Source organism: Hymenobacter siberiensis (genome assembly GCF_018967845.1).
Taxonomy (GTDB): domain Bacteria; phylum Bacteroidota; class Bacteroidia; order Cytophagales; family Hymenobacteraceae; genus Hymenobacter; species Hymenobacter siberiensis.
The window spans coordinates 1,071,425-1,093,513 of the sequence record NZ_JAHLZZ010000001.1; the positions used below are offsets into that span (position 1 = coordinate 1,071,425).

General features: G+C 62.2%; 17 protein-coding genes and 1 pseudogene. 4 read left to right on the top strand and 14 right to left on the bottom strand.

All coding sequences use genetic code 11. The features are described 5' to 3' along the window. Window positions 1-323 precede the first annotated feature (323 nt). A complete protein-coding gene (locus tag KQ661_RS04605; RefSeq protein ID WP_216679565.1) occupies window positions 324-1,394 on the top strand; it encodes a hypothetical protein in 1,071 nt (356 codons plus the stop codon). Window positions 1,395-1,451: 57 nt separating this feature from the next. Here the strand turns inward: KQ661_RS04605 and KQ661_RS04610 are convergent, their stop codons facing one another. The 10 genes from KQ661_RS04610 to KQ661_RS04655 all read right to left on the bottom strand — a co-directional run bounded on the left by KQ661_RS04610 (window position 1,452) and on the right by KQ661_RS04655 (window position 13,398). Next, window positions 1,452-2,003 carry a GNAT family N-acetyltransferase gene (locus KQ661_RS04610; RefSeq protein WP_216685786.1) on the bottom strand — a complete coding sequence of 184 codons (552 nt, stop codon included), beginning with the start codon at window positions 2,001-2,003 and terminating at the stop codon, window positions 1,452-1,454. 68 nt (window positions 2,004-2,071) lie between these two features. After that, entirely contained in the window at window positions 2,072-2,497 is a 426-nt protein-coding gene (locus KQ661_RS04615; protein WP_216685787.1) for a hypothetical protein, read from the bottom strand. A gap of 95 nt (window positions 2,498-2,592) precedes the next feature. Further along, complete coding sequence (locus KQ661_RS04620) at window positions 2,593-3,558, bottom strand: AAA family ATPase (RefSeq protein ID WP_216679568.1); 966 nt, start codon at window positions 3,556-3,558, stop codon at window positions 2,593-2,595. Between the two features lie 169 nt (window positions 3,559-3,727). Beyond that, window positions 3,728-5,119: a peptidylprolyl isomerase gene (locus tag KQ661_RS04625; protein ID WP_216679569.1), complete on the bottom strand. Its 1,392-nt coding sequence runs from the start codon at window positions 5,117-5,119 to the stop codon at window positions 3,728-3,730. Between the two features lie 253 nt (window positions 5,120-5,372). Then, on the bottom strand, window positions 5,373-7,688 hold the full coding sequence (locus KQ661_RS04630) for a peptidylprolyl isomerase (RefSeq protein WP_216685788.1): 2,316 nt from the start codon (window positions 7,686-7,688) through the stop codon (window positions 5,373-5,375). A 184-nt stretch (window positions 7,689-7,872) separates the two neighbouring features. After that, entirely contained in the window at window positions 7,873-8,286 is a 414-nt protein-coding gene (locus tag KQ661_RS04635; RefSeq protein WP_216679571.1) for an ATP-binding protein, read from the bottom strand. A 96-nt stretch (window positions 8,287-8,382) separates the two neighbouring features. Next, window positions 8,383-8,712 carry an STAS domain-containing protein gene (locus tag KQ661_RS04640; protein WP_168672474.1) on the bottom strand — a complete coding sequence of 110 codons (330 nt, stop codon included), beginning with the start codon at window positions 8,710-8,712 and terminating at the stop codon, window positions 8,383-8,385. Between the two features lie 15 nt (window positions 8,713-8,727). Next, window positions 8,728-10,224, bottom strand: coding sequence for a PP2C family protein-serine/threonine phosphatase (locus tag KQ661_RS22725; protein WP_216679572.1), 1,497 nt, complete (start codon window positions 10,222-10,224; stop codon window positions 8,728-8,730). Between the two features lie 199 nt (window positions 10,225-10,423). Continuing rightward, window positions 10,424-11,902, bottom strand: a complete 1,479-nt coding sequence (gene guaB, locus KQ661_RS04650) for an IMP dehydrogenase (protein ID WP_216679573.1) — start codon at window positions 11,900-11,902, stop codon at window positions 10,424-10,426. A gap of 89 nt (window positions 11,903-11,991) precedes the next feature. After that, the gene (locus KQ661_RS04655) at window positions 11,992-13,398 is read right to left on the bottom strand and encodes an alpha/beta hydrolase-fold protein (protein ID WP_216679574.1); all 1,407 of its coding nucleotides are present in this window, start codon (window positions 13,396-13,398) and stop codon (window positions 11,992-11,994) included. A 140-nt stretch (window positions 13,399-13,538) separates the two neighbouring features. Between KQ661_RS04655 and KQ661_RS04660 the strand changes: the two genes are divergently transcribed. Both KQ661_RS04660 and KQ661_RS04665 read left to right on the top strand, forming a co-directional pair. After that, entirely contained in the window at window positions 13,539-14,390 is an 852-nt protein-coding gene (locus tag KQ661_RS04660; protein ID WP_216679575.1) for an oxidoreductase, read from the top strand. Between the two features lie 162 nt (window positions 14,391-14,552). Further along, window positions 14,553-15,392 (top strand): FRG domain-containing protein, encoded by an 840-nt coding sequence (locus KQ661_RS04665; protein ID WP_168672469.1) that lies wholly within the window; start codon window positions 14,553-14,555, stop codon window positions 15,390-15,392. Between the two features lie 9 nt (window positions 15,393-15,401). Here the strand turns inward: KQ661_RS04665 and KQ661_RS04670 are convergent. The 3 genes and pseudogenes from KQ661_RS04670 to KQ661_RS04680 form a co-directional block, all read right to left on the bottom strand. Beyond that, a pseudogene (locus KQ661_RS04670) lies at window positions 15,402-15,770 on the bottom strand (fatty acid desaturase); the annotation flags it as partial. 15 nt (window positions 15,771-15,785) lie between these two features. Continuing rightward, window positions 15,786-16,313, bottom strand: coding sequence for a hypothetical protein (locus tag KQ661_RS04675; RefSeq protein WP_216685790.1), 528 nt, complete (start codon window positions 16,311-16,313; stop codon window positions 15,786-15,788). Between the two features lie 97 nt (window positions 16,314-16,410). Next, window positions 16,411-17,139, bottom strand: coding sequence for a DUF2490 domain-containing protein (locus KQ661_RS04680; RefSeq protein ID WP_216679577.1), 729 nt, complete (start codon window positions 17,137-17,139; stop codon window positions 16,411-16,413). A 523-nt stretch (window positions 17,140-17,662) separates the two neighbouring features. Between KQ661_RS04680 and KQ661_RS04685 the strand changes: the two genes are divergently transcribed. Continuing rightward, window positions 17,663-19,294 carry a GMC family oxidoreductase gene (locus KQ661_RS04685; protein WP_216685791.1) on the top strand — a complete coding sequence of 544 codons (1,632 nt, stop codon included), beginning with the start codon at window positions 17,663-17,665 and terminating at the stop codon, window positions 19,292-19,294. A 97-nt stretch (window positions 19,295-19,391) separates the two neighbouring features. Here the strand turns inward: KQ661_RS04685 and hrpB are convergent, their stop codons facing one another. After that, complete coding sequence (hrpB, locus tag KQ661_RS04690; protein ID WP_317196065.1) at window positions 19,392-22,082, bottom strand: ATP-dependent helicase HrpB; 2,691 nt, start codon at window positions 22,080-22,082, stop codon at window positions 19,392-19,394. Window positions 22,083-22,089: the final 7 nt, after the last annotated feature.

The window sequence follows — 22,089 nt, forward strand, 5'->3', positions numbered from 1 at the left end:
TGGTAGCTAGTGCCATGTGGGGGTATTTAAGAAAAACGGGTTAGGTTTGGTAAAGTTAACGGTTTTGGCCGGGTCGCAATCGAATAAATCTATTCCTCGGTAAAGGCACTGAATGGGCTGTTTTGCGGCGGCTTTTTCTAACATAAGGGTTAGTAGTTTGGTGCCGTTGAGAGGCGAAATATATGAGGAATTATCTAAAAATATTAGTTGGTCTTGTGGCTGTGCTAATTAGAGTAGAAACAGCGCAGGCGCAACTGGATAATCGGGCGTTTACTTCGCCTGCACCCGGCCGCGATTGGGCTAGAATGGCGGCTATTGATTCTGTGAAAACGGGAGTTGGTGGCGTTCCTGTTGGTGGCGACTTACGGCTCTCACTCAACTCCTTCACCTTCTTCAAAGACAATGAATACTTCAACAAGATTGTCGACGGTTATACGCTCTTCGGTACCCAGCTAAACCCCCAACTCGTCTATTATCCAAGTAAAGACCTGCGCCTCGAAGCGGGTGTGTTGCTCTGGAAAGACTTCGGCAACCCGCAGTTGAAGCAAGTGCGCCCGACGTACCGCGCCACCTGGACCACGGGGCACCACCAGTTCATTCTGGGGAATATCCGGGCCAATCTCAACCACAACTACATCGAGCCGCTGTTCAACTTCGAGCGAGTGATGCAGAATCCGCTGGAGGAAGGCCTACAATACCGCTACCTGGGCAACCGGCTGTTTATGGATTTCTGGGTGGACTGGCAGCGGCAACAGTACCGCTACAGCAATTATCAGGAGGAAATTGCGGGCGGGCTCAGCAGTAGCTACCAGCTCAGTAGCGACGGAAGCAACTGGCAAGTTTCAGTGCCGTTCCAGTTCACGGCCATCCACCACGGTGGGCAGATTGACACACTCGACAAACCGCTGCAAACCTTGCTTAATGAAGCTGTCGGCATCACCGTTCAGCGCCAAATAGGCAGTTCACTCATTCGCGGTCTGCGCTTCAACGGCTACGTGCTCGGTTTTCAGGACAACTCGCCCACGCAGGGCCAGAATCCCTTCAAATACGGCCGGGGCCTGTACCTGAACACCACCCTCGAGACCCGCTACGCCGACGTGATGCTGAGCTACTGGCAGGGCTCGCGCTTCATGGCGCCGCTGGGGGGCGACTTGTACCAGAGCGCCTCGCGCACAGTGTCGAACCCGGAGTATCTGGACCGCCAGCGTAAGATTCTGCTGGTGCGGCTGCTGCGCGACTTTCGCATTTCCGATGCGGCGGCGCTCACCGTGCGCGTCGAGCCGCTGTATGATTTCAATGCCCAGCTGCTGGATTTCTCATTTGGCGTGTACCTCAATTTCCGGCAGGAGTGGCTGCTGGGCAACGTAGGCAAGCGCGTACGGGTGGGGCAGTAAGGCAGTGGCATAAGCTTTAGCTTGTGCGTGTTAACGTTAGTACGCACAAGCTAAAGCTTATGCCGCATCCCGTGTCAGCCAGAATCGTTGAATCTGGTTCAGCGCATCAGAATTGAGGAACCAGAGCGGCCGTTTGAGCGGCGGCTCCAGCTGAAAGCCCACGGCGCGGGCTACGGCCTGTCCGCGCACGTTGTTGGCATAGCAGCGCACCAGCAGACGCTGGCTGCCCATCGCAGTGAACCCAAAGTCGATGATGGCCCCCAGCGCCTCGCGGGCGTAGCCGTAGCCCTCGGCGGCAGCAGCCAGGTAGTAGCCAATCTCGGCCTGGCCCTTCTGTTGGGGCATAAGGCAGATGTCGCCCACGTATTCGGCTGTAGCGCGGTGCCAGATGCCGAACACGTAGAAGCGGCCGGTACGCCAGTCCTCGGCGAAGGTGAGCAGGGAGGTCACGGCATCGGCGGGCACGCGCACAGCCTGAAGGCGGTCGGGGAAGGAGGGCTGGAAGCGGGCACGGTCGGCGTGCAGCAGCGCGAAGAAAGCGTCGGCGTCGGCTGGCTCGTAGGGGCGCAGGCAGAGGCGTTCGGTATAGAGCGGGGCGCGGGGCAGCATAGCAGCGTACTACGAAAAAAGGGCCGCCTCCGTGCTCAGAAGCGGCCCTTTCACAAGAAATAAACGGGCTATTTGTTCTCGCCCACGTACTGGCTGGGGCTGCCCAGCGACTGCTGGGTCCGCATCACGTTCACCTGCCGGGCGGCTTCGTTAAAAAATTCGAGGCGGCGGATAAGCATTTCCTTCGCCAGTACGCGGCCTTCGGGGGTGCGCATGGTGGCACGCTTGTCGGTTAGTACGCGCTGTATGGCGGCCAGCGTCTGGCCCTCATGCTTCATGAACTGCTGCTGGAACTCGGCCAGCCGGGCCACGCCGCTGGCGGTGAGGGTGAAGTCTTCGCCGGCTCCCTGGTTCAGCACCTCGCACAGCACGTACACTTCAATGGGCAGGCTGGTTTCGAGGGCCGTGGTGCGCAGGTCGAGGCCGGCGGCCAGGGCGTCGAGGATGATGCGCACGTTGCGCTCAAATTGCTGATAGTAGGCTTGGGCTTCCAACTTTGTTGAGTTAAGAGTTAGAAGTTAAGAGTTAAGAGTTGAAAAGGGAGTGGGCATCAGCACCAACTCTTAACTTCTAACTCTTAACTCTTAACTCAAAGAAGTTCTTTTACAATCTGCTCCACGCCGATGCCTTCGGCTTCGGCTTTGAAGTTGCGCACGAGGCGGTGGCGTAATATCGGCACGGCCACGGCGCGTACGTCCTCAATGTCGGGCGAATATTTGCCGTTGAGCAGGGCGTTGCACTTGGCACCCACAATGAGGTGCTGCGAGGCGCGGGGGCCGGCACCCCATTCCAGCAGCTGGTTGGTGCGCGGGGCGGCGCGCTCGGTGTTGGGGCGGGTTTTGTGCACGAGGCCCACGGCGTATTCCACCACGTTGTCGGCCACCGGCACGCGGCGCACCAGCTCCTGAAAGGCCTGAATGTCGGCCGCGTGGAGGACTTTGTTGACCGTCTGTTTGATGTTGGACGTCGTTTGCTTCACGATGTTCAGCTCCTCGGCGTAGGTCGGGTAGCCCAGCTCGATGTTGAACATGAAGCGGTCGAGCTGCGCCTCGGGCAGGGGATAGGTGCCTTCCTGCTCGATGGGGTTCTGCGTGGCCAGCACGAAGAACGGGCGTTGCAAGGGGTAGCGCTGCCCGGCCACCGTCACGGCGTATTCCTGCATACTTTCGAGCAGGGCGGCCTGGGTTTTAGGCGGTGTCCGGTTGATTTCGTCGGCCAGGATGATGTTGGCGAAGATGGGTCCTTTCACGAAGTGAAAATCCCGCTGTTGGTTCATCGTTTCCGAACCCACGATGTCGCTGGGCATCAAATCGGGGGTGAACTGGATGCGGTTGAACGACAAGTCCAGCGAATCGGCAATGGTCTGAATCAGCAGGGTTTTGGCCAGGCCGGGTACGCCCACCAGCAGGCTGTGGCCCTGCGAAAATACCGCCGTGAGTACCAGCCGCACTACCTCGTCTTGCCCCACGATAACCTTGCCGATTTCCTGGCGTAGCTTCTGGAAGGAGGCGGCCAGGGCATCGGCGGCTTCTTTATCGTTTTGGAATTGAGCCATTCGGATGGTTGGGGAGGGGAAAGCACGTCATGCCGAGCGCAGCCGAGGCATCTCGCGTGGGGTAGTAAATCAATCGTTGGCTATGCCGACCTTCGGTTGAAAAAGGATTAGTGCTAGCATGCGAGATGCCTCGGCTGCGTTCGGCATGACGTGCTTTTTTAACACGGGCTTATTTCTCCGCCACGTCCAGCACCTTGCACTGGGCGTACTCCGGCTCCACTTCGAGGTACACCGTGCCGCGGTTCTTGGCAAACCACTCGTCCAGCGCCTTGGTCTTTTTCTCGTTGAGGGCGGCGGCGGCAATTTTCTGGTAGTCGTCCTGCAGGTTGGCCTGGTGGGGCGGGGTGTTCGATTTCAGCCACAGGATGCGCATGGCGTCCTTGCCATCGTCGGTGCGGTAGGCCATGGGGGGAGTGATGTGGCCCACCTTCATGGTGTCGATGGTGAAGAAGATGGCCGGGTCAAGCTTGTCGAGAGGCAGGCGTGAGCCGCCGTCGGCGCGGTTGGCCAGCAGGCCGCCGTTGGTGCTGCTGGGCTTGTCGGTCGAGTTATCCTTGGCCGCTTTGGCGAAGGTGATGCTGTCGGACAAAATTTGGCGGCGCAATTTGGTCAGCAGGCGGGCCGAGGCACTCACGTCGGCCGAGCCCGTTTCGGGCTTCAGCAGGATATGGCGCGTCGAATACGTATTGCCCTTGCGCTCAATAAACTGAATGAGGTGAAAGCCGAACTGCGACTGCACCACCGGCGACATCTGGCCCGGCTCCAGCTTCATCGACGCTGCTTCGTACTCCGGTACCAGCTCGCCGCGCTTGAAAAAACCCAGGTAGCCGCCTTCCTTGGCCGAGCCGGGGTCTTCCGAATTGGCTTTGGCAAAAGTGGCAAAATCGCCTCCTGCCAACACCTGCGCCCGAATATCGTTGAGCTTGGCAATGGCGGCCTGCTTGGCCTTGTCGTTTACCTGCGCCGGAATCACAATCTGGCCCACTTCCACCTCGGTGCTGAAGTAGGGCAGGCTGTCTTTCGGAATGCGGGTGAAATACTGCGCCACTTCGCGTGGCGTCACCGCCACCTTGCCGGTGATGGTTTCCTGCATTTTCTGCTGCGTGAGCTGGTCCTTAATCTGGGGCCGTAGGTCATCCTTCAGCGCCTTGATGGACTTGCCGTACTGCTCTTCGAGGCGTTTCTCGGAGCCAATCTGCTGCGCGAAGTAGGCCATGCGGCGGTCTACTTCCCCGTTCACCTGCTTGTCTTCCACCGTCACGGAGTCGACGTCGGCACGGGCCAGCATCAGCTTGTTGAGCACCAGGCTTTGCAGGATTTTGCATTTCAAATCGGGCGGCAGCGGCTTGCCGTTGGCCCGGGTCACCTCCTGCGCGTAGATGAGCTCCACTTCGGAGCGCAGCACAATCTGGTTGTCCACCTTCACGATGATGCCGTCGAGCAGCTGCTGGCCCTTGGGTCGGCTGATGCCCAATTGGGCCTGGGAAGCGGGCGCGAAGCCCAATAATAGCAATAGCGTAAGCAGGGCCGACGCCACGGCGCGATTCACATTAACAAGCATAAAGTCGTATTGAAAAGCCAATGGACAGGTTCCAAGGCTTGGTCCGTGCGGGGCTAACACCCAAACGGCCCCACAAATTTCACCATAAATCCGTTGGCAGACAAAAACAAGGAGCCGAACGGTCCCCGGAAGGTTGCAGTGGGGCTCTAAAGGCGAGTTGGTGAAATGGTGAGGTGGTGATTTTGATGTTGTTGGTAGCGCATTTGGCGCAAACGGAACATCAAAATCACCACCTCACCATTTCACCAACTCACTATTTCGTGACCAGCTTGCTCACCTCGGCCTCGTTCACTTTCACGGGACGGGCGGCGCGCATCTGGGTAATCCATTCCTTTTCCAGGTAGGTCTGGTAATCCGACGTGGCCTGGCCACGGGCGTCGGCTAGGGTTTTGGGGCCGGCGGGCAGCGTACGGTCGATGGTGACGGCGTAGTAGCGGCCGTCTTTCTGCACGTTGTAGGTGCCGGGGCCTTTGGTCATCAGGTCGTCCATCACCTTGTTGTCACCTTTCTGAAACACCTTCTGGCTGATTTGCACCGACAGTGGGTTCTTCTCATTCAGCTCCGACTCGATGGCGGCGGGGCTGCTGCTGAACAGCGCCACCTGCGCCGAATTATCGGTGCCCGGCTTGGCCTGCACTATTTTGCGGATGCGGCTGGCGGCCACCCCACGGCGGCGCAGCTGGCGCACCAGCGAATCGGCGCGGGCGGCGGCCAGGCTGGCCTTTTCGCCCTTCTTCACGCGGCCGGTGATGGTTACCAGCATGCTGGTGTCCTGGGCCATGCGCTTGCCAATTTCATCCAGCGCCATGGTGCCCGTTTTCGGCATTGAGGTGCCGTTGGTGAAGGCCACGCGCTGGGGCACGCTCCGGGTGAGCGGGAAGCGGCCGGCTTTCATGCCTTGCTGCACGCGGGCCAGCAGGGCGGGCGAGGCCGCGCTCACTACTGAGCCTTGCACGCGCTGGTCCCACTGGTACTTGGCCTGGTTGTCGGCGAAGTATTTCTTCAGGCCCACGGTGTCCTCAATGGCCTTGCTCCACACTTTCTCGTCCATCAGCTGGAAGAGCAGGATGCCATCGCGGTACTCCTTCACCAGCATGCGGTAGTCCTCATACTTGGTGTCAAGGCTGTTCTTCTCGAATTCGGTCAGGTTTTGCTCCACGTACTGGTCGTAGAGCTGCTGCATGGCGAAAGCCGGCTGCGCGCCCGTGCGGACCCGCTGGTTTTGCTGCGCGTAAGCCAGGAAGTCCTTCACCAGATAAGGCTTGCCCTTGATGCTGAACAGCGTCGAATTACCATTGGCAGTGCCTTTTGGGGCCTTAACCACCGCATCAGGGGCCGTGTACTTGAATCGGCCGGCCACCAAAGCAGTATCGGCTTTGGCGAACACATACGCTTTGGCGGCTGCTACTTCCATGAACTGGTCTTCCTGGCGCACGCGCTTCAGGAAGGCGGCTTTGTTGAGCTCCGAGCGGGAATCCTTGGCCACTTTGCTCTTCAGGCTGGGCTCCATGTCGGCGAACTTGGCCAGGGGCTGGCGCTCAATCAGCTTGATGATGTGCCAGCCGTAGGGCGTTTGCACGGGCGGGGCCAGGTCGCCGGGCTTTTGCAGCTTGAAAGCCGCGTCCTCGAACGACGGAATCATGCGGCCGGTGCCGAAGGGCGGCAGCTCGCCACCGTTGGCGGCCGAGCCGGCATCTTCCGAGAACTGGGCCACGAGCTTGTCCCAGTTCTCACCCTTTTTCAGGCGGCTGTAGAGCTCGTCAATTTTCTTTTTGGCGGTAAGCGAGTCGGCCTTGGCGGCGTTGGCGTTCATGCGCACCATCAGGTGCGCTACCTTGATTTCGCCCTGGGCCGCGCGCTTGTCATTTACCTTGATGATATGGTAGCCGAAGCGTGTGCGGATGGGCTGCGACACCTTCCCCACGGGCGTTTTGTAGGCCGCCGACTCAAACGGGTACACCATCTGCATGGCCGTGAAGTAGCCCAGCTTGCCGCTGTTTTCCCGGGCCGAAGGGTCTTCGCTGTTGGCCCGGGCCAGCTGGCCGAAATCGGCACCGGCCAGGGCCTCCTGGCGGAGCTTCTCAACCTTCTGGTAGGCAATCAGGGTGTCCTGGGGCGTGGCATCGGGCGCTACGCGGATGAGAATGTGCGAGGCGCTCACCTCTTGGCTCATGCGGTCGTAGGCCTCGCGCACTAGCTGGTCGGTCACGCTCTTCTCCGTGAGGTAGGGCTGGGCCAGCTGCTGGCGGTAGCCATCCAGCTCGCGCTTGAAAGCCTGCGTGGTATCGAGACCCTTCTGCTCGGCTTCCAGCACCTTCAGGCGGAAATTGGTGTACAGGTCCAGGTAGTCGTTCACACTCTGGCGGGTGCCGTAGTCGGGGGCCGAGCTGTTGTTTTTCCGATAGACGTAGGCAAACTCGTTGGCCGGTACCGGGTACGTGCCCAGCGTTTCAACGGCCGGGCCGGTAGCGCCAGCGCCAGTAGTGGTCGAAGCGGCCGGTTTGGAGGTTTGGCAGCCAGCCAGCAGCGTAGCAACGGCCGCGCCGGCGTACAGAATGCGTTTATGCATAGGAAAAGTTAGAAGACAAAAACGCTAAGCCAGTAGTAAGTAGCGGCGCGGGCATAAAATTACCGGTGCGAAATTAAGTAATTTCCGGGGGGAATGACGCAAGTTGCCGGTAGGATGCGCCGGATAAAAAAAAGACCGTCGTGCGGGGCACAACGGTCTCAAAAATAAGGCCTGGGCGCGAAGCTCAGGTCAGGTGCTTGCTGAGGTGGCACACGGTATGGTTGCCGCGCGTGAAAAACTCCACCCGGTCCATCAGCCGGTTCACCAGTGCCATGCCCATGCCGCCCTTGCGGCCCTGCTGGATGTACGCGTGGAAATCGGGGTTGGGCGTGGGGCCGGGCAGGAAAATGGTGTCGCCGTTGTCGGCAATCTCCACGTTCAGGTCGTGCTGGTCGAAGGCCAGGGTGAGGTCCAGAAACTGGGTTTCGTCCTCGCCATTGGCGTGAATGATGAAATTGGCCACTACCTCATCCACGGCCAGTACCACCTGGTTCACCGTCACTTCGGAAAGCTGCCGGCTGTTGAGATAAGTCCGCACAAAGTCGCGCACCTGTTGCAGGTGGGCACGCGAACAGGCAATGCGGAGGGCAGACTTCATGTGGAGTTATGAGTTAAAAGGTAGAAGTTATAAGTTGTCCGTTATGTGTTTAGGCCAGGTGGAAACCAATTTGCCCAACTCACAACTCATAACTCTTTATGCGGCTTCGGCTTCGGTAACGCTGGGTACGATGGTCATGAGCGCATCAAGGCCCAGAATTTCGAACACGTTGAATACTTTTTCCTGCATGTTGAAGAAAATCAGCTTTACGTTGGCATCCTGAAAGCGCTGGAGGTGCGAAATGAAAACGCCCAGGCCAGCCGAGGAAATATAGCTGAGCTTGGCGCAGTCAATCAGGACTTTGCGATAATTGAGAATATCGGGCTTAGCCAGCTCAGTGTCAAGGACAATGGCGGAGCTAGCGTCCAGCTCGCCATCGAGCAGGAGGGTAAGGGTATCGGCGGAGGGTTGAGCGGTAACTTTCATAATGAGGGCGATACGTTAGCTCAGTGGCAGGGGTTGGGCCGACTTGAATTTAATCACGAGCAGCGTCTGGTCGTCGTGGATGGGATGGCCATGGGTAAAGCCATTGAGGTCGGCGAGAATGAAGTTTTTAATGTCCTCAGCCTCCTGAAAATAACTTTCCTCCAGGCGCAGTTTGAGGCGGTCCTCGCCGTACTCGTCGGTGCCGGAGCCGCCGCGCGCCTCCACAATGCCGTCGGTGTAAATCACCATCACATCGCCGGGGCTGTAGTCGTAAAACTGGTTTTTGATGTGCTTCTCGTAGCTCTCGTTCCGAATGATGCCGAGGCCCAGGCCCGTGGAATCGAAGTAAAAAACCTCTTCGCGCAGGGCGTGGTAGTAGAGCGTGTGGCAGTGTCCGGCGCGGGCAAATACGAATCCGCCCTGCTCGTAATCAATAATATAGAGCGAAGAAGTGATGAACGATGACTTCTCCAGGCAGTGCACGAGGGCCGTATTGGCCTGCGCCATGAACTTGCTGGGCACCGGGAACTTGTCGCGCTCATTCTTGGCCAGGGGATTTTCCTGCATCAGCGAGTGGAAAATTCCTTTCATCTGGGCCATGTGGAAGGCGGCGGTCACGCCCTTTCCACTCACATCGCCGATGATAACGGCCAGCCGCCGGCCCGGCAGGTGCAGAAAGTCGTAGAAATCGCCGCCCACTTCCTTCGCCGCCAGCGAGTGCGAGCTGATTTCGAACCAGTTATCAGTAGGCAGGTTTTTTGGGATGAGACTGTCCTGAACCTGGGAGGCAATTTTAAGCTCCTCCTGGGTGCGCTGATTGGCCAGCGAGGTCTGCATCAGCTCCAGGTTTTCGATGCTGAGCACGGCCTGACCGGTGAAGGTCTGGAGAATGCTGAGGTCTTCGCGGTTGAAAGTGCCGGGCTCTACTTTCAGCAGGTACAAGGTACCGTAGCTGAAATGCAGGCCCCGCAACGGCAGTTGGATGAGCGAGCGAAATGCCTGCGAAGCACTGGTAAAGCTGGAGTGATGGTTCAGGTCGTTGGTCACGTACTCGCCCTCCACGGGGGGGTGCGCCCGCAGGCTCGTACGCAGGGCCTCGGCCTGCACGGGCGTGATGTTGTAGTACTGGGTGGCGTTGGTGTCGTCGGTGCCCGTATGGTTGGGGTTGAGGTCAATCCAGGCGGCATCGGCCCGCACGGTTGCCACGGCCGAGTTTAGCAGCACATGGTACACCTCGGTGGAGGTCTGGCCCCGCTGCACAATCTGGGCCAGGCGCTGCAGGCTCAGCATTTCGCTCTCGCGGAGGGCGGCCGGAGTGGCGCTGGCGGGTGCGGCCGATGGCCGCAAAAACAGTTTTAACAGCACCGCCAGGGTGCCGAGGTCGGCCAGCAGCAATAGCCAGATGGCCCACGGCGTGGTCCCGCCGCCGCCATCAGTCAATAGATTACCGACGGCCAGCGCTCCGCTCAGCAGCGCCAATAGAAAACCAATGTATAGCAACGGATGACGCACAGACAGAAACTAGGAATAACACAATCACACCAGCCCGCCGCGCCGTAGCGGGTGCTCAACCGGCTTGCAAGATACAATCGGCTACCCGAAACGGCTCTATCCGGGGCGGGGCACAAAAAAGGGGCAATGCTGGTCGTAGCCAGCATTGCCCCTTGTATTTCAAAGCGCTATTCGGGCTTTGGAGATGTAGTGGCCCGACCTACCGGCTCGAATAATTCGGGGCTTCCTTGGTGATCTGCACGTCGTGCGGGTGGCTTTCGCGCAGGCCGGCCCCGGTGATGCGCACAAACTGAGCCGCCTGCAGGGCCTCAATATTGGCCGCACCCACGTAGCCCATGCCGGCGCGCAGCCCGCCCGCCAGCTGGTAAATCACCTCCGAAACATTGCCCTTGAAGGGCACGCGTCCCACGATGCCTTCGGGAACCAGCTTCTTCACGTCGTCTTCGGCATCCTGAAAGTACCGGTCCTTGCTGCCTTCCTCCATGGCCTCCACCGAGCCCATGCCACGGTAGGACTTGTACTTGCGGCCTTCGTACATGATGAGGTCGCCGGGGGCTTCCTCGGTGCCGGCCAGCAGCGAGCCCACCATCACGGCGGCTGCGCCGCCAGCGAGGGCTTTCACCACATCGCCCGAAAACTTGATGCCGCCATCGGCTACCAGCGAAACGCCGGTGCCTTCGAGGCCCCGGGCCGCTTCGAGCACGGCCGAAAGCTGCGGCACCCCAATGCCGGCGATGATGCGCGTGGTGCAGATGGAGCCCGGCCCCACGCCCACTTTCACGCAGTCGGCCCCGGCGTCGGCCAGGGCGCGGGCCCCGGCGGCGGTGGCCACGTTGCCGGCCATCACATCGAGGGTCGGGTGGGCGGCTTTGATGGCACGCACGGCATCCATCACGCCCTTGGAGTGGCCGTGGGCGGTGTCGAGGCTCACAATGTCCACGCCGGCTTCCACCAGGGCAGCCACGCGCTGGAGCAGGTCGGGCGTCACGCCCACGGCGGCCCCTACGCGCAGGCGACCGAGGCTGTCCTTGCTGGAGTTGGGGGCGCGGCGGCGCTTGCGGATATCCTTGTAGGTCATAAGGCCGGCGAGGCGGCCGTCGGCATCCACCAGCGGCAGCTTATCCACTTTGCTGTCGGTGAGCAGCAGCTCGGCCGCAGCCTGGGTGATGCCGGCGGGGGCCGTCACGAGGCGGGCCAGGGGCACCATCACGGTGGTCACGGGCTGGCTCATGTCCTTTTCGAAACGCAGGTCGCGGCTGGTGAGGATGCCTTCGAGCACCTGGTTGCCGTTCACCACCGGAATACCGCCGATGTTGTGCTTGCGCATCAGCTGGCGGGCGTCGGCCAGGGTGGCGGTGGGCGGCAGGGTGAAGGGGTCCTGAATCAGGGCCGACTCGCTGCGCTTCACGCGGCGCACCTGGTCGGCCTGGGCCTTGATGGACATGTTCTTATGGATGATGCCGAGGCCGCCTTCCTGCGCCAGGGCAATGGCCATGTCGGCTTCGGTCACGGTGTCCATGGCCGCCGAAATGAGCGGGGTATGCAGCCGGATGTTGGGGGTGAGGCGGGTGCCGGTGTCGCAGTCGCGGGGCAAAACCTCGGAGTACGCTGGCAGCAGCAGTACGTCGTCGTAGGTGAGGGCCTCGAAGGCAAATTTTGGGGTTGCGGAATCCGCCATGGCAAAAGGGGTTGGGGGTTGGTGCCTTTTGCCAGTCAAAGGTACGGCGGGAAGTTGGGTTGGACGCCTAACTTTCCGCCGCCTTGTGATTATTCTTTGGTGAATTTGCTGGTGCCCACTGCGCTGCCGGCCGTGAGGCGCGAGAGATACAGCCCCACGGCCAGCCGGCTCACGTCCACGGCCTGGCCGTTGCGCACGCGGGTGCGCAGCACGGCCCGGCCCCGCGCATCACTGATTTCGAGCAGGGCCTCGCCGGCCAGATTCGCGGGCAGGGCCACGCGCAGTTCCCGGGCCGCCGGGTTGGGGTAGAGGCTCACGGCGAGGGTTTGGGCTGGGCGGGCGGCCGTGGCCGTAGCGGCGGCATACAGCCAGGAGTAGCCGGCTGGGAACTCGCGTTTCCAGAACCATTCGGCATGCTGGCCGTCGGCACGGGTATTGAAGTTGAGGTTGGTGGCCGGCACGCCGCCGCGCTGCAGCGAGTCGCGTATCGCCTGCATATTGGGGGCCATGGTGGCGCTTTCGGTGGTACCGCTCACGAAGTAGAAGCGGGTATTGGGGTTGGCCGGGTGCTGGTGGGCGTAGGCGGCCAGCTGTGGGTAGGCAAACCAGTAGGCGGGCGAAAACGAAGCCACTTTGCCGAATACGGTGGGCTCGCGCAGAGCCGCGTAGGTGGCAATGAGCGCGCCCATGCTGGAGCCGCCGATGCCGGTGTTGGCGCGGTCGGGCAGGGTGCGGTAGTTGGTATCGATGTAGGGTTTGAGGGTTTGCACCAGGAAATCAACGTATAAATCGCCCTGGCCGCCGCCGTAGGCCGGGTTGTTCCAGGGCGAGTATTCGTCGAGGCGGTTGGGGCCGTTGTCCACGGCCACCACGATGCAGCCGGTGGGGTCCTGGCCGCTGGTGGCCAGCTGGTTTAGGGCTTCGTCTACGCCCCATTCGCCGGCAAAGGAGGTGGCGGCGTCGAATACGTTCTGGCCATCCTGCAGATATAATACGGGGTAGCGGCGGCCGCTGGTGGCGTAGCCGGGCGGCAGATAGAGCCATACGCGGCGGGTGCGGCCCAGCTGCGGCATGGCGAAGGTGGTCGAAATCACGCTCACGTTGGCTGCCGCCGTGGAGGTGGGGCCGCCGCCGCCAGCCAGGTCTTCCCAGTTCAGTGCCTGGCACAACACGGTGGCCGGGGCGCTGCCGAAGGTGTAGCTGCGGTTGGGCACCGAGCCGTTCGCGGCGTTGGTTTCTACGGATGCCCAGGCGCCGCGCGTAAACTTGTATTCCATGGTGCCGGTGGCCGCGGGCAGCGTGATTTGGTAGCTGCCGTCGGCGTTGTGGGTGAGGGCGTGGGCCGTGCTACCGGGGTTCCAGCTATTGAATGTGCCCGCGATGTAGAGGGTGGCATTGGCCGGCGTGTTGGCTGGTACGGCCGTGATTTTAAAGGTAATCTGGGCCTGGGCTGCGAAGCCGATAAGCGCCAGTAGCAGGGAGAAAAGCTTTCTCATAGCGAGTGGGTGGGAATGGATGAGGCGATAGAAAAAACAGGGCCGCGAAGGTACAGCTGGGGAGTCCCTTGCTGCCGCCGGCAAACAATTCGTCGCCCGATGCCGTCTTAGCAGCTACCATTTCTTAAGAATGCTTTATTATGTCTGATTCAACTGCCAAAACCTGGTTTATTACCGGGGCCTCGTCCGGCTTCGGCGAAGCCCTGGCCGACTATGTTCTCGAAAAAGGCGACCGCGTGGCCGCCTCCTTCCGCAAGCCTGAGCAGGCGGACGAATTCACCAAAAAAATCGACGGCCGCACCTTCGGCGTAGTGGCCGACGTGACCAACGAAGCCCAGGTGAAAACCGCCGTGGCCGATGCCATCGCCCATTTTGGCCAGCTCGATGTTATTGTCAACAACGCGGGCTACGGCTCGATGGGCAGCATCGAAGAAGTACCCGCCGAAGAAGTGCACCGCCAGTTTGACGTGAATGTATTCGGCGCGCTGCACGTGCTGCGGGCCGTGCTGCCGCAGCTGCGCAAGCAGCGCTCGGGCCACGTGCTCAATATCACCAGCATCGGTGGCCTCAAAACCTTCCCCGGCGTGGGCATCTACAACGCCTCGAAGTTTGCCCTGGAGGCCATTGGTGAGAGCCTGAGCCAGCAGGTGGGCCCGCTCGGCATCAAAGTAACCAACATCGAGCCCAGCGGCTTCCGCACCAAGTGGGCGGGCGAGTCGGCGACTATTGCCACCACCGAAATTGATGACTACCAGGCCACCGTGGGCGAAAACCTGCGTGGTATTCAGGGCTACAGCGGCCGCCAGCCCGGCGACCCCGTGCGTGCCGCCAAAGCCATGTACGAGGTAGTGCAAATGGAGAACCCGCCCCTGCACCTGCCCCTGGGCAAAGCCGCTGTGAAGGGTGCCCGCGAGAAATTCGCTGCCATCGCCAAGGAAGTGGAGCAATATGCCGATATGGGCGACGCCGCCGATTTCCCGGCCGGCGAGTAGTCTCGGTTGCTGACCCAAAACGGTCATGCTGAGCGCAGCCGAAGCATCTCTACTGCAATAGTAAAATCAATTACTGCTGCGGGAGAGATGCTTCGGCTGCGCTCAGCATGACCGTTCTCTATTTATAAGCAACCTGCTATTCGCTCCGCGTATCTTCGCCCCATGCCCTTATCTGCCAACGATTACGAAGCCACTTCCTGGGAAGACCTGCAACGGCTGCTGTTTCAGGACACCTGGGATGCGCGCATTGGGCGGTTCCGGTCGCCGTTTGTGTACCGGGGCGGCCGCTCGCGTCATTTTCAGCTCGAAACCAGCTTGCAGCGCCTTGGCGGCGAGTACCATAACCTGGAGCACCACCTGCTGCGTAATTTCCGCAAGTATGCTCGCGAAACCGATATGCCTGCTGCCAACACCAGCACCTGGGACTGGCTGGCCCTGGCCCAGCACCATGGCCTGCCTACGCGCCTGCTCGACTGGACGTACTCGCCCTACGTGGCCCTGCACTTCGCCACCGACGACCTCGACGCCTATCACGAAGACGGCATCATCTGGGCCCTGAACTACGTGAAGGCGGCCGAGCACCTGCCCCAGCGCCTGCGCCATGCCCTGCGCCAGGAAGGTTCCAACGTGTTCACCTCCGAGCTGCTGCTGCCCGTGAGCAGCAGCCTGCGCGAGCTGGAAGAGCTGCAGGCCGAGCCCTACGTGCTGTTTCTGGAGCCGCCCAGCCTCGATGCCCGCATCGTACACCAGTACGCCCTGTTTTCGCTGATGAGCACGGGCAAAAGCGTGCTGCACGACTGGCTGGCCGACCGGCCGGAACTGTATTTTCGCATCATTATTCCGGCCCGCCTGAAGTGGGAAGTGCGCGATAAGCTCGACCAGGCCAACATCACCGAGCGGGTGCTGCTGCCGGGCCTCGGGGGCCTCAGCCGCTGGCTGCACCGCCACTACTCGCCCCGCACCGACGGCAAGAACTTCCTGGACGACAACGAGATGCGGTAGCTTTCGGGGCTAGGCCTGCCACGGCCAGTGCCAGCGGTAGGCATGCTTTTGGGCCCGCGCCCGCTGGGTGGGGGTGTGGCCCACCACCTGCACGTCCCAGATGAGGCCCGTGGCGCGCAGGCCGGCCACCAGGTACCGGCCCAGGTCCAGCTCATACCATTCGGCACTCATTTTAGCCGAGCTGGGGTGGGCGTGGTGGTTATTGTGGAAGCCCTCGCCGAACGACAGCGCGCCCAGCACCCAGCTGTTGTAGCCGTGCTCCGTGGCATCGTCGATGGCGTAGCGGGCGTAACCGTATTTGTGGGTCATAAATCCCACAAACCAGTGCCCCAGCATGCTCACGCTCACCCGCACGGGCACGCAGATTATCATGGCTTCAAACCCGAAAAAGGCTCAGATGAGGCCGGCCATGCCGATAACGTGCAGGTACCAGGTTTTTTCGAGGAAGACGAACCAGGGGTCGTGCAGGTCTTCGGCCGGAATCTGGTAGCGGTTGATATCGCCGGGCACCAGGTCGAAGTGCAGGTTCCAATAGTAGTCGCGGGCCAGGGAGTGGTCGTAGCGGAAGTAGGGTGGGCAGTCGAGCCGGTTCTGCCAGTAGTCGCGGAAATAATGCACCCGCAGCCAGGAAATTGGCCCGCTCAGTCCCGACAGTACCGCCAGGTAGGCCAGCACGCCCCGCGTAATCCGCCCGCACCGGTAGGCGTGGTGGATGATGCCCCGGTGCAGGCCAATGGAGTGCCCCAGCCCCACCGTGAGCACCACCAGCCCCGCCGAAGCCAGTCCGCGCGGCCCCGACCAGCTCGACCAGCCCCAGCCCAGGGCGGCCGCCAGCATCAGGTATATCCAGCTATTGTGGAGCCAGCCCGGCCGAAGCTGGTCGCCGGCTAGCACGGGCGAATTGGGAGTGAAATCCGGCATCGGAGCAGGTGTTTTTTTGTTGCTACTACGAATGTAGCGCCCGAAATTCCAACCCGCAACGGCCTGGCAAAGCAGGAGAAACCGGCATTTGAAGGCCCTAGAGGCGCACCAGCGAGCGGTGGCTGGGAGCGGCCACGGCCACACTGAGCTGCACCGCGTTGCGGGCCAGGGCGAAGCCCAGGTTGCCCGCCGACTGGGTTTGGTGCAGGTAGGCCATCTCGATGGTCGCCAGCGGGCTGAAGCGGTAGCCCAGGCCGGCGCTGGCGCGGTTTTCTTCCAGAAAGCTGCGGCCTTCCTGCTTGCCCAGGCTGGCAAAAAGCTCATCGGCTCCTACCACGTAGGCACTTCCCACGGGCAGCAGGCCACCCGAATGCAGCGGCACCACCAGCCGGAGCTGGTAGCGCAGGCGCGGCGCAAACCGAAAGGCGGCTTCCGGCAGCGGGCGCAGCCACCGTCCTTCGGCCCGCAGGCGATGGCTGGCGCGCACCGGCCCTTTCATATCGGCGAGGGTTACTTCCTGGTAAAAGCGGTGCTCGGGCACTCTGGGACCATCGGCCGGGCCAAATTCGTTGGCCGCCAGTACGTAGCCGGTGCTCAGGCTGAAACTGGGTGCTATGTGCAGGCGCAGCCCTAGCCGCCCCAGCTGCTGGGTGCCCAGCTGGGCACTGCTTTGGCGGCTCTCTACTTCCGAGTACAGGGTCCAGCGCCCCCGCAGCGGCAGGTCGGCGCTGAGCTTCAGCCAGCCCATGGGAGCCCCGCCACCCTGCGCCAGCGCAGGGGTGCCAGACAGCAAGGCCAGCGGCAAGATGCGGAAGAGGTGTTTCACCCCCTCAGGTTACGTAATTGTTGCGTCATATTGCCTCTTGCTGCATGCCATCCATAAATACTGGTTAGCGGGTGCCGCTGCTGGCTGGAATTAAGGTTCGGATTTTATCGTGTGGTTAGGCCGGGCGCGCTGGCTACCAGTTCAGGTTGAAGGCATATAAATGGAGTCATGGGCCTCCATTGTCTCACAGGGCATTTTAGGTTTTAAAAAAGCGTCAGGTCCAAAATAAAAAAGTACCCTGGTAGGGGGTGTAATTCAAAACTACGCGCTGCCCTTTTCATGATTCATCGGCCCTTGCCTCTGGGCTCCACTAAGGGCATCAGACACCAGTCCGAACTTCTGCTTGGCGGTGGCAGCGCGTAGTTTTGAATTACACCCCCCCCCTTGGTAGGCTGGATTCAGTCCTCAAAATTTATATGCGTTCAACCTGCTACCAGTTGGAATAGTGTGCTATTTTCCATAGCTTTAGGCATCTTACGGGCCTGCTCCAACTGGCCTTCACCAACCCAACCAATTCCCACCCATGACTCCAACAGAATACGATTACATTGTGATTGGCGCCGGCTCGGCCGGCTGCGCGGTAGCGGCCCGGCTCAGTGAGCGGCCCGAGCTGCAGGTGCTGGTGCTCGAAGCCGGCGGCCCCGATGCCCAACAGGAGATTCACGTGCCGGCCGCCTTCCCGCACCTCTTCAAAACGGCCCTTGACTGGGACTACATGACCGTGCCGCAGGCCGGCCTCAACGGGCGGCGCGAGTTCAACCCACGGGGCAAGATGCTGGGCGGTTCGAGCTCCATCAACGCCATGATTTTCATGCGCGGCAATCCGAATGACTACAACCGCTGGGCCGAAATGGGCAACCGGGGCTGGGCCTACCAGGACCTGCTGCCCTACTTCCGCAAAACCCAGCATCAGGAGCGCGGCGAGAGCGTCCACCACGGCGTGAACGGCCCCATCAACATCGCCAACCTGCGCGACCCCAACCCCCTGAGCCTGGCCTTCGTGGAAGCCGCCACCCAGGCCGACTACGCTCCCAACGACGACTTCAACGACGGCGAGCAAACCGGCTTTGGCCTTTACCAGGTGACCCAGAAAAACGGAATGCGCTGCAGCGCCGCCGGCGGCTACCTGCACCCCGCCCTGACCCGCGAAAACCTCACGGCCATCACCCACGCCCACGTCACGGAGCTGCTCATTGAGGACGGCCGCTGCGTGGGCGTGGCCTACATGCACGACGGCCAGCCGCAGCAGGTGCGGGCCCGGCGCGAAGTCATCCTCAGCGGCGGCACCATCAACTCTCCCCAAGTGCTGCTGCTCTCCGGCATCGGGCCGGCCGAGCACCTGCGCCAGCACGGCATTCCGGTGAAGCTCGACCTGCCCGGCGTGGGTCAGAACCTGCAGGACCACATTTTCCTGCCCGTGGCCTACCACTGCACCCAGCCGGTTTCGCTGGCTGATGCCACCTCGCCCGAGCAGGGGGCCCGCTTCCAGAACGAGCAGATGGGCATGCTCACCTCCAACATCGGTGAGGCCGGGGGCTTCATTGATTTGGGTATCGACGGCTCGCCCGAAATTCAGTTTCACTTCAGCCCCAGCTGGTTCATCCACCACGGCGCGGGCAACCCCGCCGGGCATGGCTACACCCTGCTGCCGGGCGTGGTGCGCCCCCACAGCACGGGCAGCGTCACCCTCAACTCGGCCGACCCCTTCGACAAAGCCCTGGTGGACCCCAACTACTACGGCGACCCGCACGACATGGAGCTGATGAAGCAGAGCGTGGCCGCCGCCTTCGCCATCGCCGAGCAGCCCGCGTTCGCCCCCTACCGCGGCGAACGCCACCTGCCCGGCCCCGACGTGACCACGCCCGAAGCCCTCGAAAACTTCATCCGCGATTACACGATGACTATCTACCACCCCGTGGGCACCTGCAAAATGGGCCACGATGCGCTGGCCGTCGTCGATGACACCCTGAAGGTGCACGGCATTGCCGGGCTGCGCGTGGCCGATGCCTCCATCATGCCCATCATCATCAACGGCAACAGCAACATCCCGACGATGGTCATCGGGGAGAAGTGCGCCGACCTGCTATTGCAGGACCTGGACGCCGCCGCAATAGCTCAGGACCTGGCCATGGCTGGTGCCTCAGCCGCGGAATAACGTAGTCCGGTCCGCCTCGTTTTTATGCCCGGATTTTAGTGGTGCGCTTGCCGGGCCGGATTGCGACAAAACGCAACCCGGCCCGGCAAGCGCTTTATTATCCCAGCCGCTTCTTCGTTAGCCGGGTCGGAATATGTTCCATCGGCTTATCGGGCCAGGGGTGGCGCGGGTAGCGCCCCTTCAAATCCTTGCGCACCTCAAAATAGCCCTTCTCCCAGAAGCTGCGCAAGTCGCGCGTTACCTGCGCCGGCCGGCCGCCGGGCGAGAGCAGATGCAGCAGCAGCGGCACGCGCCCAGCGGCCACGGTGGGCGTTTCGGTGAGGCCGAATAACTCCTGGAGCTTCACGGCCAGCACCGGGGCGGCGGCATCGCTGTAATCCAGGGTGATGTGCGAGCCACTGGGCACTTCCAGCGCGGCCGGGGCTAGGCGGTCCAGCTCCTGGCGCTGGTTCCAGCCGCCGGGCAGGCGGGCCAGCAGCGGCTCGTAGAGGTCGAGGCGCTGCACCTGGTCGAGGGTTTTGAGGCCGGCGAGGTGCGAGCCGAGCCAGTCGGCCAGCTCCAGCGCTAGTGTGGCATCATCAAAAGCCGGCCAGGCAGTAGTTGTTTGTTGTTCGTTATCAGTTGTCAGGCCGGGGGCGGGAGCAGGGAAGTGCTGCTGCAGAAACGCCAGCCGCTGCTGCAGCTGGCGGGCGGCTGGCGTCCAGTTCAGCTTGCTTACACCGGCTTCCTGCAAATAGGCCAGCAGGGCGCGGGCCACCAAAGCCGGTTCGGGCTGGCCGATGACTTTTTCATCGAGTAGCAACGCGCCCAGGCGGCGCACCCGGCGGCCGGTTACGCGCTGGGTGGTGGTGTCGTAGCGCACTTCATCGGTGGTTGTAATCTGGTCGGCGAAGGCCAGCTCCAATTCCTCCTGGTCCAGCGGGGCGGCCAGCGTGGCCCGTGGCGCCGAGGCCGTGCCCGCCAGATGCGCCACCGCGAAAAAGGTGGCTTGCGGGTCTACGTCGGTGGTGTTCAGGCTGACGCGCTGGCCGGTTATCAGGCGCAGGCGGTCAGGGGTTTCGCGCTGGGCCAGCCGGTCGGGATAGGCCAGCGCGGTGAGGAGGCCCACGGGTGGGTGGGTGGATTGGTGGGTGGGTGGGTGGGCCGGCTTGCCCAGGCGGCCGGTGAGGTTGCGGGCCACGTCGCGCACCCGCTGTAGCGTGGCGTGGTGCAGGGCCAGGCCGGGCAGGGGCGGGCGGCCACTTTGCAGCGCTTCAAGGCGCAGGCGCAGGTCGGGCGGGGCGGGGCGGGTGTCGGTGGGGGCGGCCCAGCGCAGCAGGTCGCGCTCGGCCAGCAAGGCAGCCAGGGAGGCGGCGGCCGCGCCGTGGCCCAGCTCCTGGCCGCGCACTACGAGGTGGCCCAGGCGGGGCGGCAGGCCCAGGGCGGCGAGTTTTCGGCCGTGGGGGGTTGGCTTCGCCGAGTTAAAAGTTAGGAGTGAAGAGTGAAGAGTTGGCGAGTTGGCATCAACCCTTAACTCTTCACTCCTAACTTTTAACTCTGATAAAGCTCCCAGCCTAACCAACAATTCCTGCGCCTGACTAAACGCTGCCGCCGGCGGTACGTCCAGCCAGCGCAGGCTGGTGGGCTCCGTAGCGCCCCAAAGGGCCAGCTCCAGGGCGAGGCTGCTGAGGTCGGCGGTGTGGATTTCGGGCGGGCGGTGGGCGGGCAGGTGGTGGTGCTCGGCTTCGGTCCAGAGGCGGTAGCAGGTGCCGGGGCCGAGGCGGCCGGCGCGGCCCCGGCGCTGGTCGGCGGCGGCGCGGGCCACGGGCACGGTTTCGAGGGTAGTGAAGCCGGTGCGGGGCACAAAGCGCGGCACCCGCGCAAAGCCCCCATCAATCACCACCCGCACCCCCTCAATGGTGAGGCTGGTTTCGGCAATGCTGGTGGCGAGGATAACCTTGCGTCGGCCGGCTTTCGCAGGCCGCAGGGCAGCGTCCTGGGTTTCGAGGGGCAACTCGCCGTGCAGCAGGTGCAGGTCGATGTTATCGGCTAATGATTCGAGCTTGCGGACGCTGCGCTGCAGGTCGCCCACGCCGGGCAGGAAAACCAGAATGTCGCCTTCGTGGGTTGCCAGCGCCTCCCGCACTTGCTTGGGCACCAGCTCGGCCAGCCGCTCGTTGGGCTTGTTGGGCAGGGCTGAGGCGCGGCGCGGGTCGAGGTAATGCGTATCAATCGGAAACAGAAAACCGGCCGACGATACCACCGGCGCGGGCAGCCACTGCCCCAGCCGCTGGGCTTCCAGCGTGGCGCTCATTATCAGAATCCGCAGCTCGGGCCGCAGCACGGCCTGCGCATCCAGCGCCAGGGCCAGGCCCAGGTCGGCGTTCAGACTCCGCTCATGGAATTCATCAAATACCACGGCGGCCACGCCCTCCAGCGCCGGGTCGTCCTGAATCATGCGCGTGAGAATGCCTTCGGTGATGACCTCCACGCGGGTGTCCTTGCTCACCTTACTGTCCAGCCGCACGCGGTAGCCGATGGTGCGGCCCACGGGCTCGCCCAGCAGCTGGGCCAGGCGGGCGGCGGCCCCGCGCACGGCCAGCTGGCGCGGTTCCAGCACCAGAATTTTGTCCCCGGGGTGGCGCCATTCGGCGGCCAGCAGCTCCAGCGGCACCACGGTAGTTTTGCCCGCGCCGGGCGGCGCTTCCAGCACCACGCGGCTGTTGGTCGCCAGGGCGGCCCGCAGCGCGGGCAGCGCCGCGATGATGGGCAAATCGGGGAGGGGCGGCAGGACGAACGGCTTATTCACTGCCCAA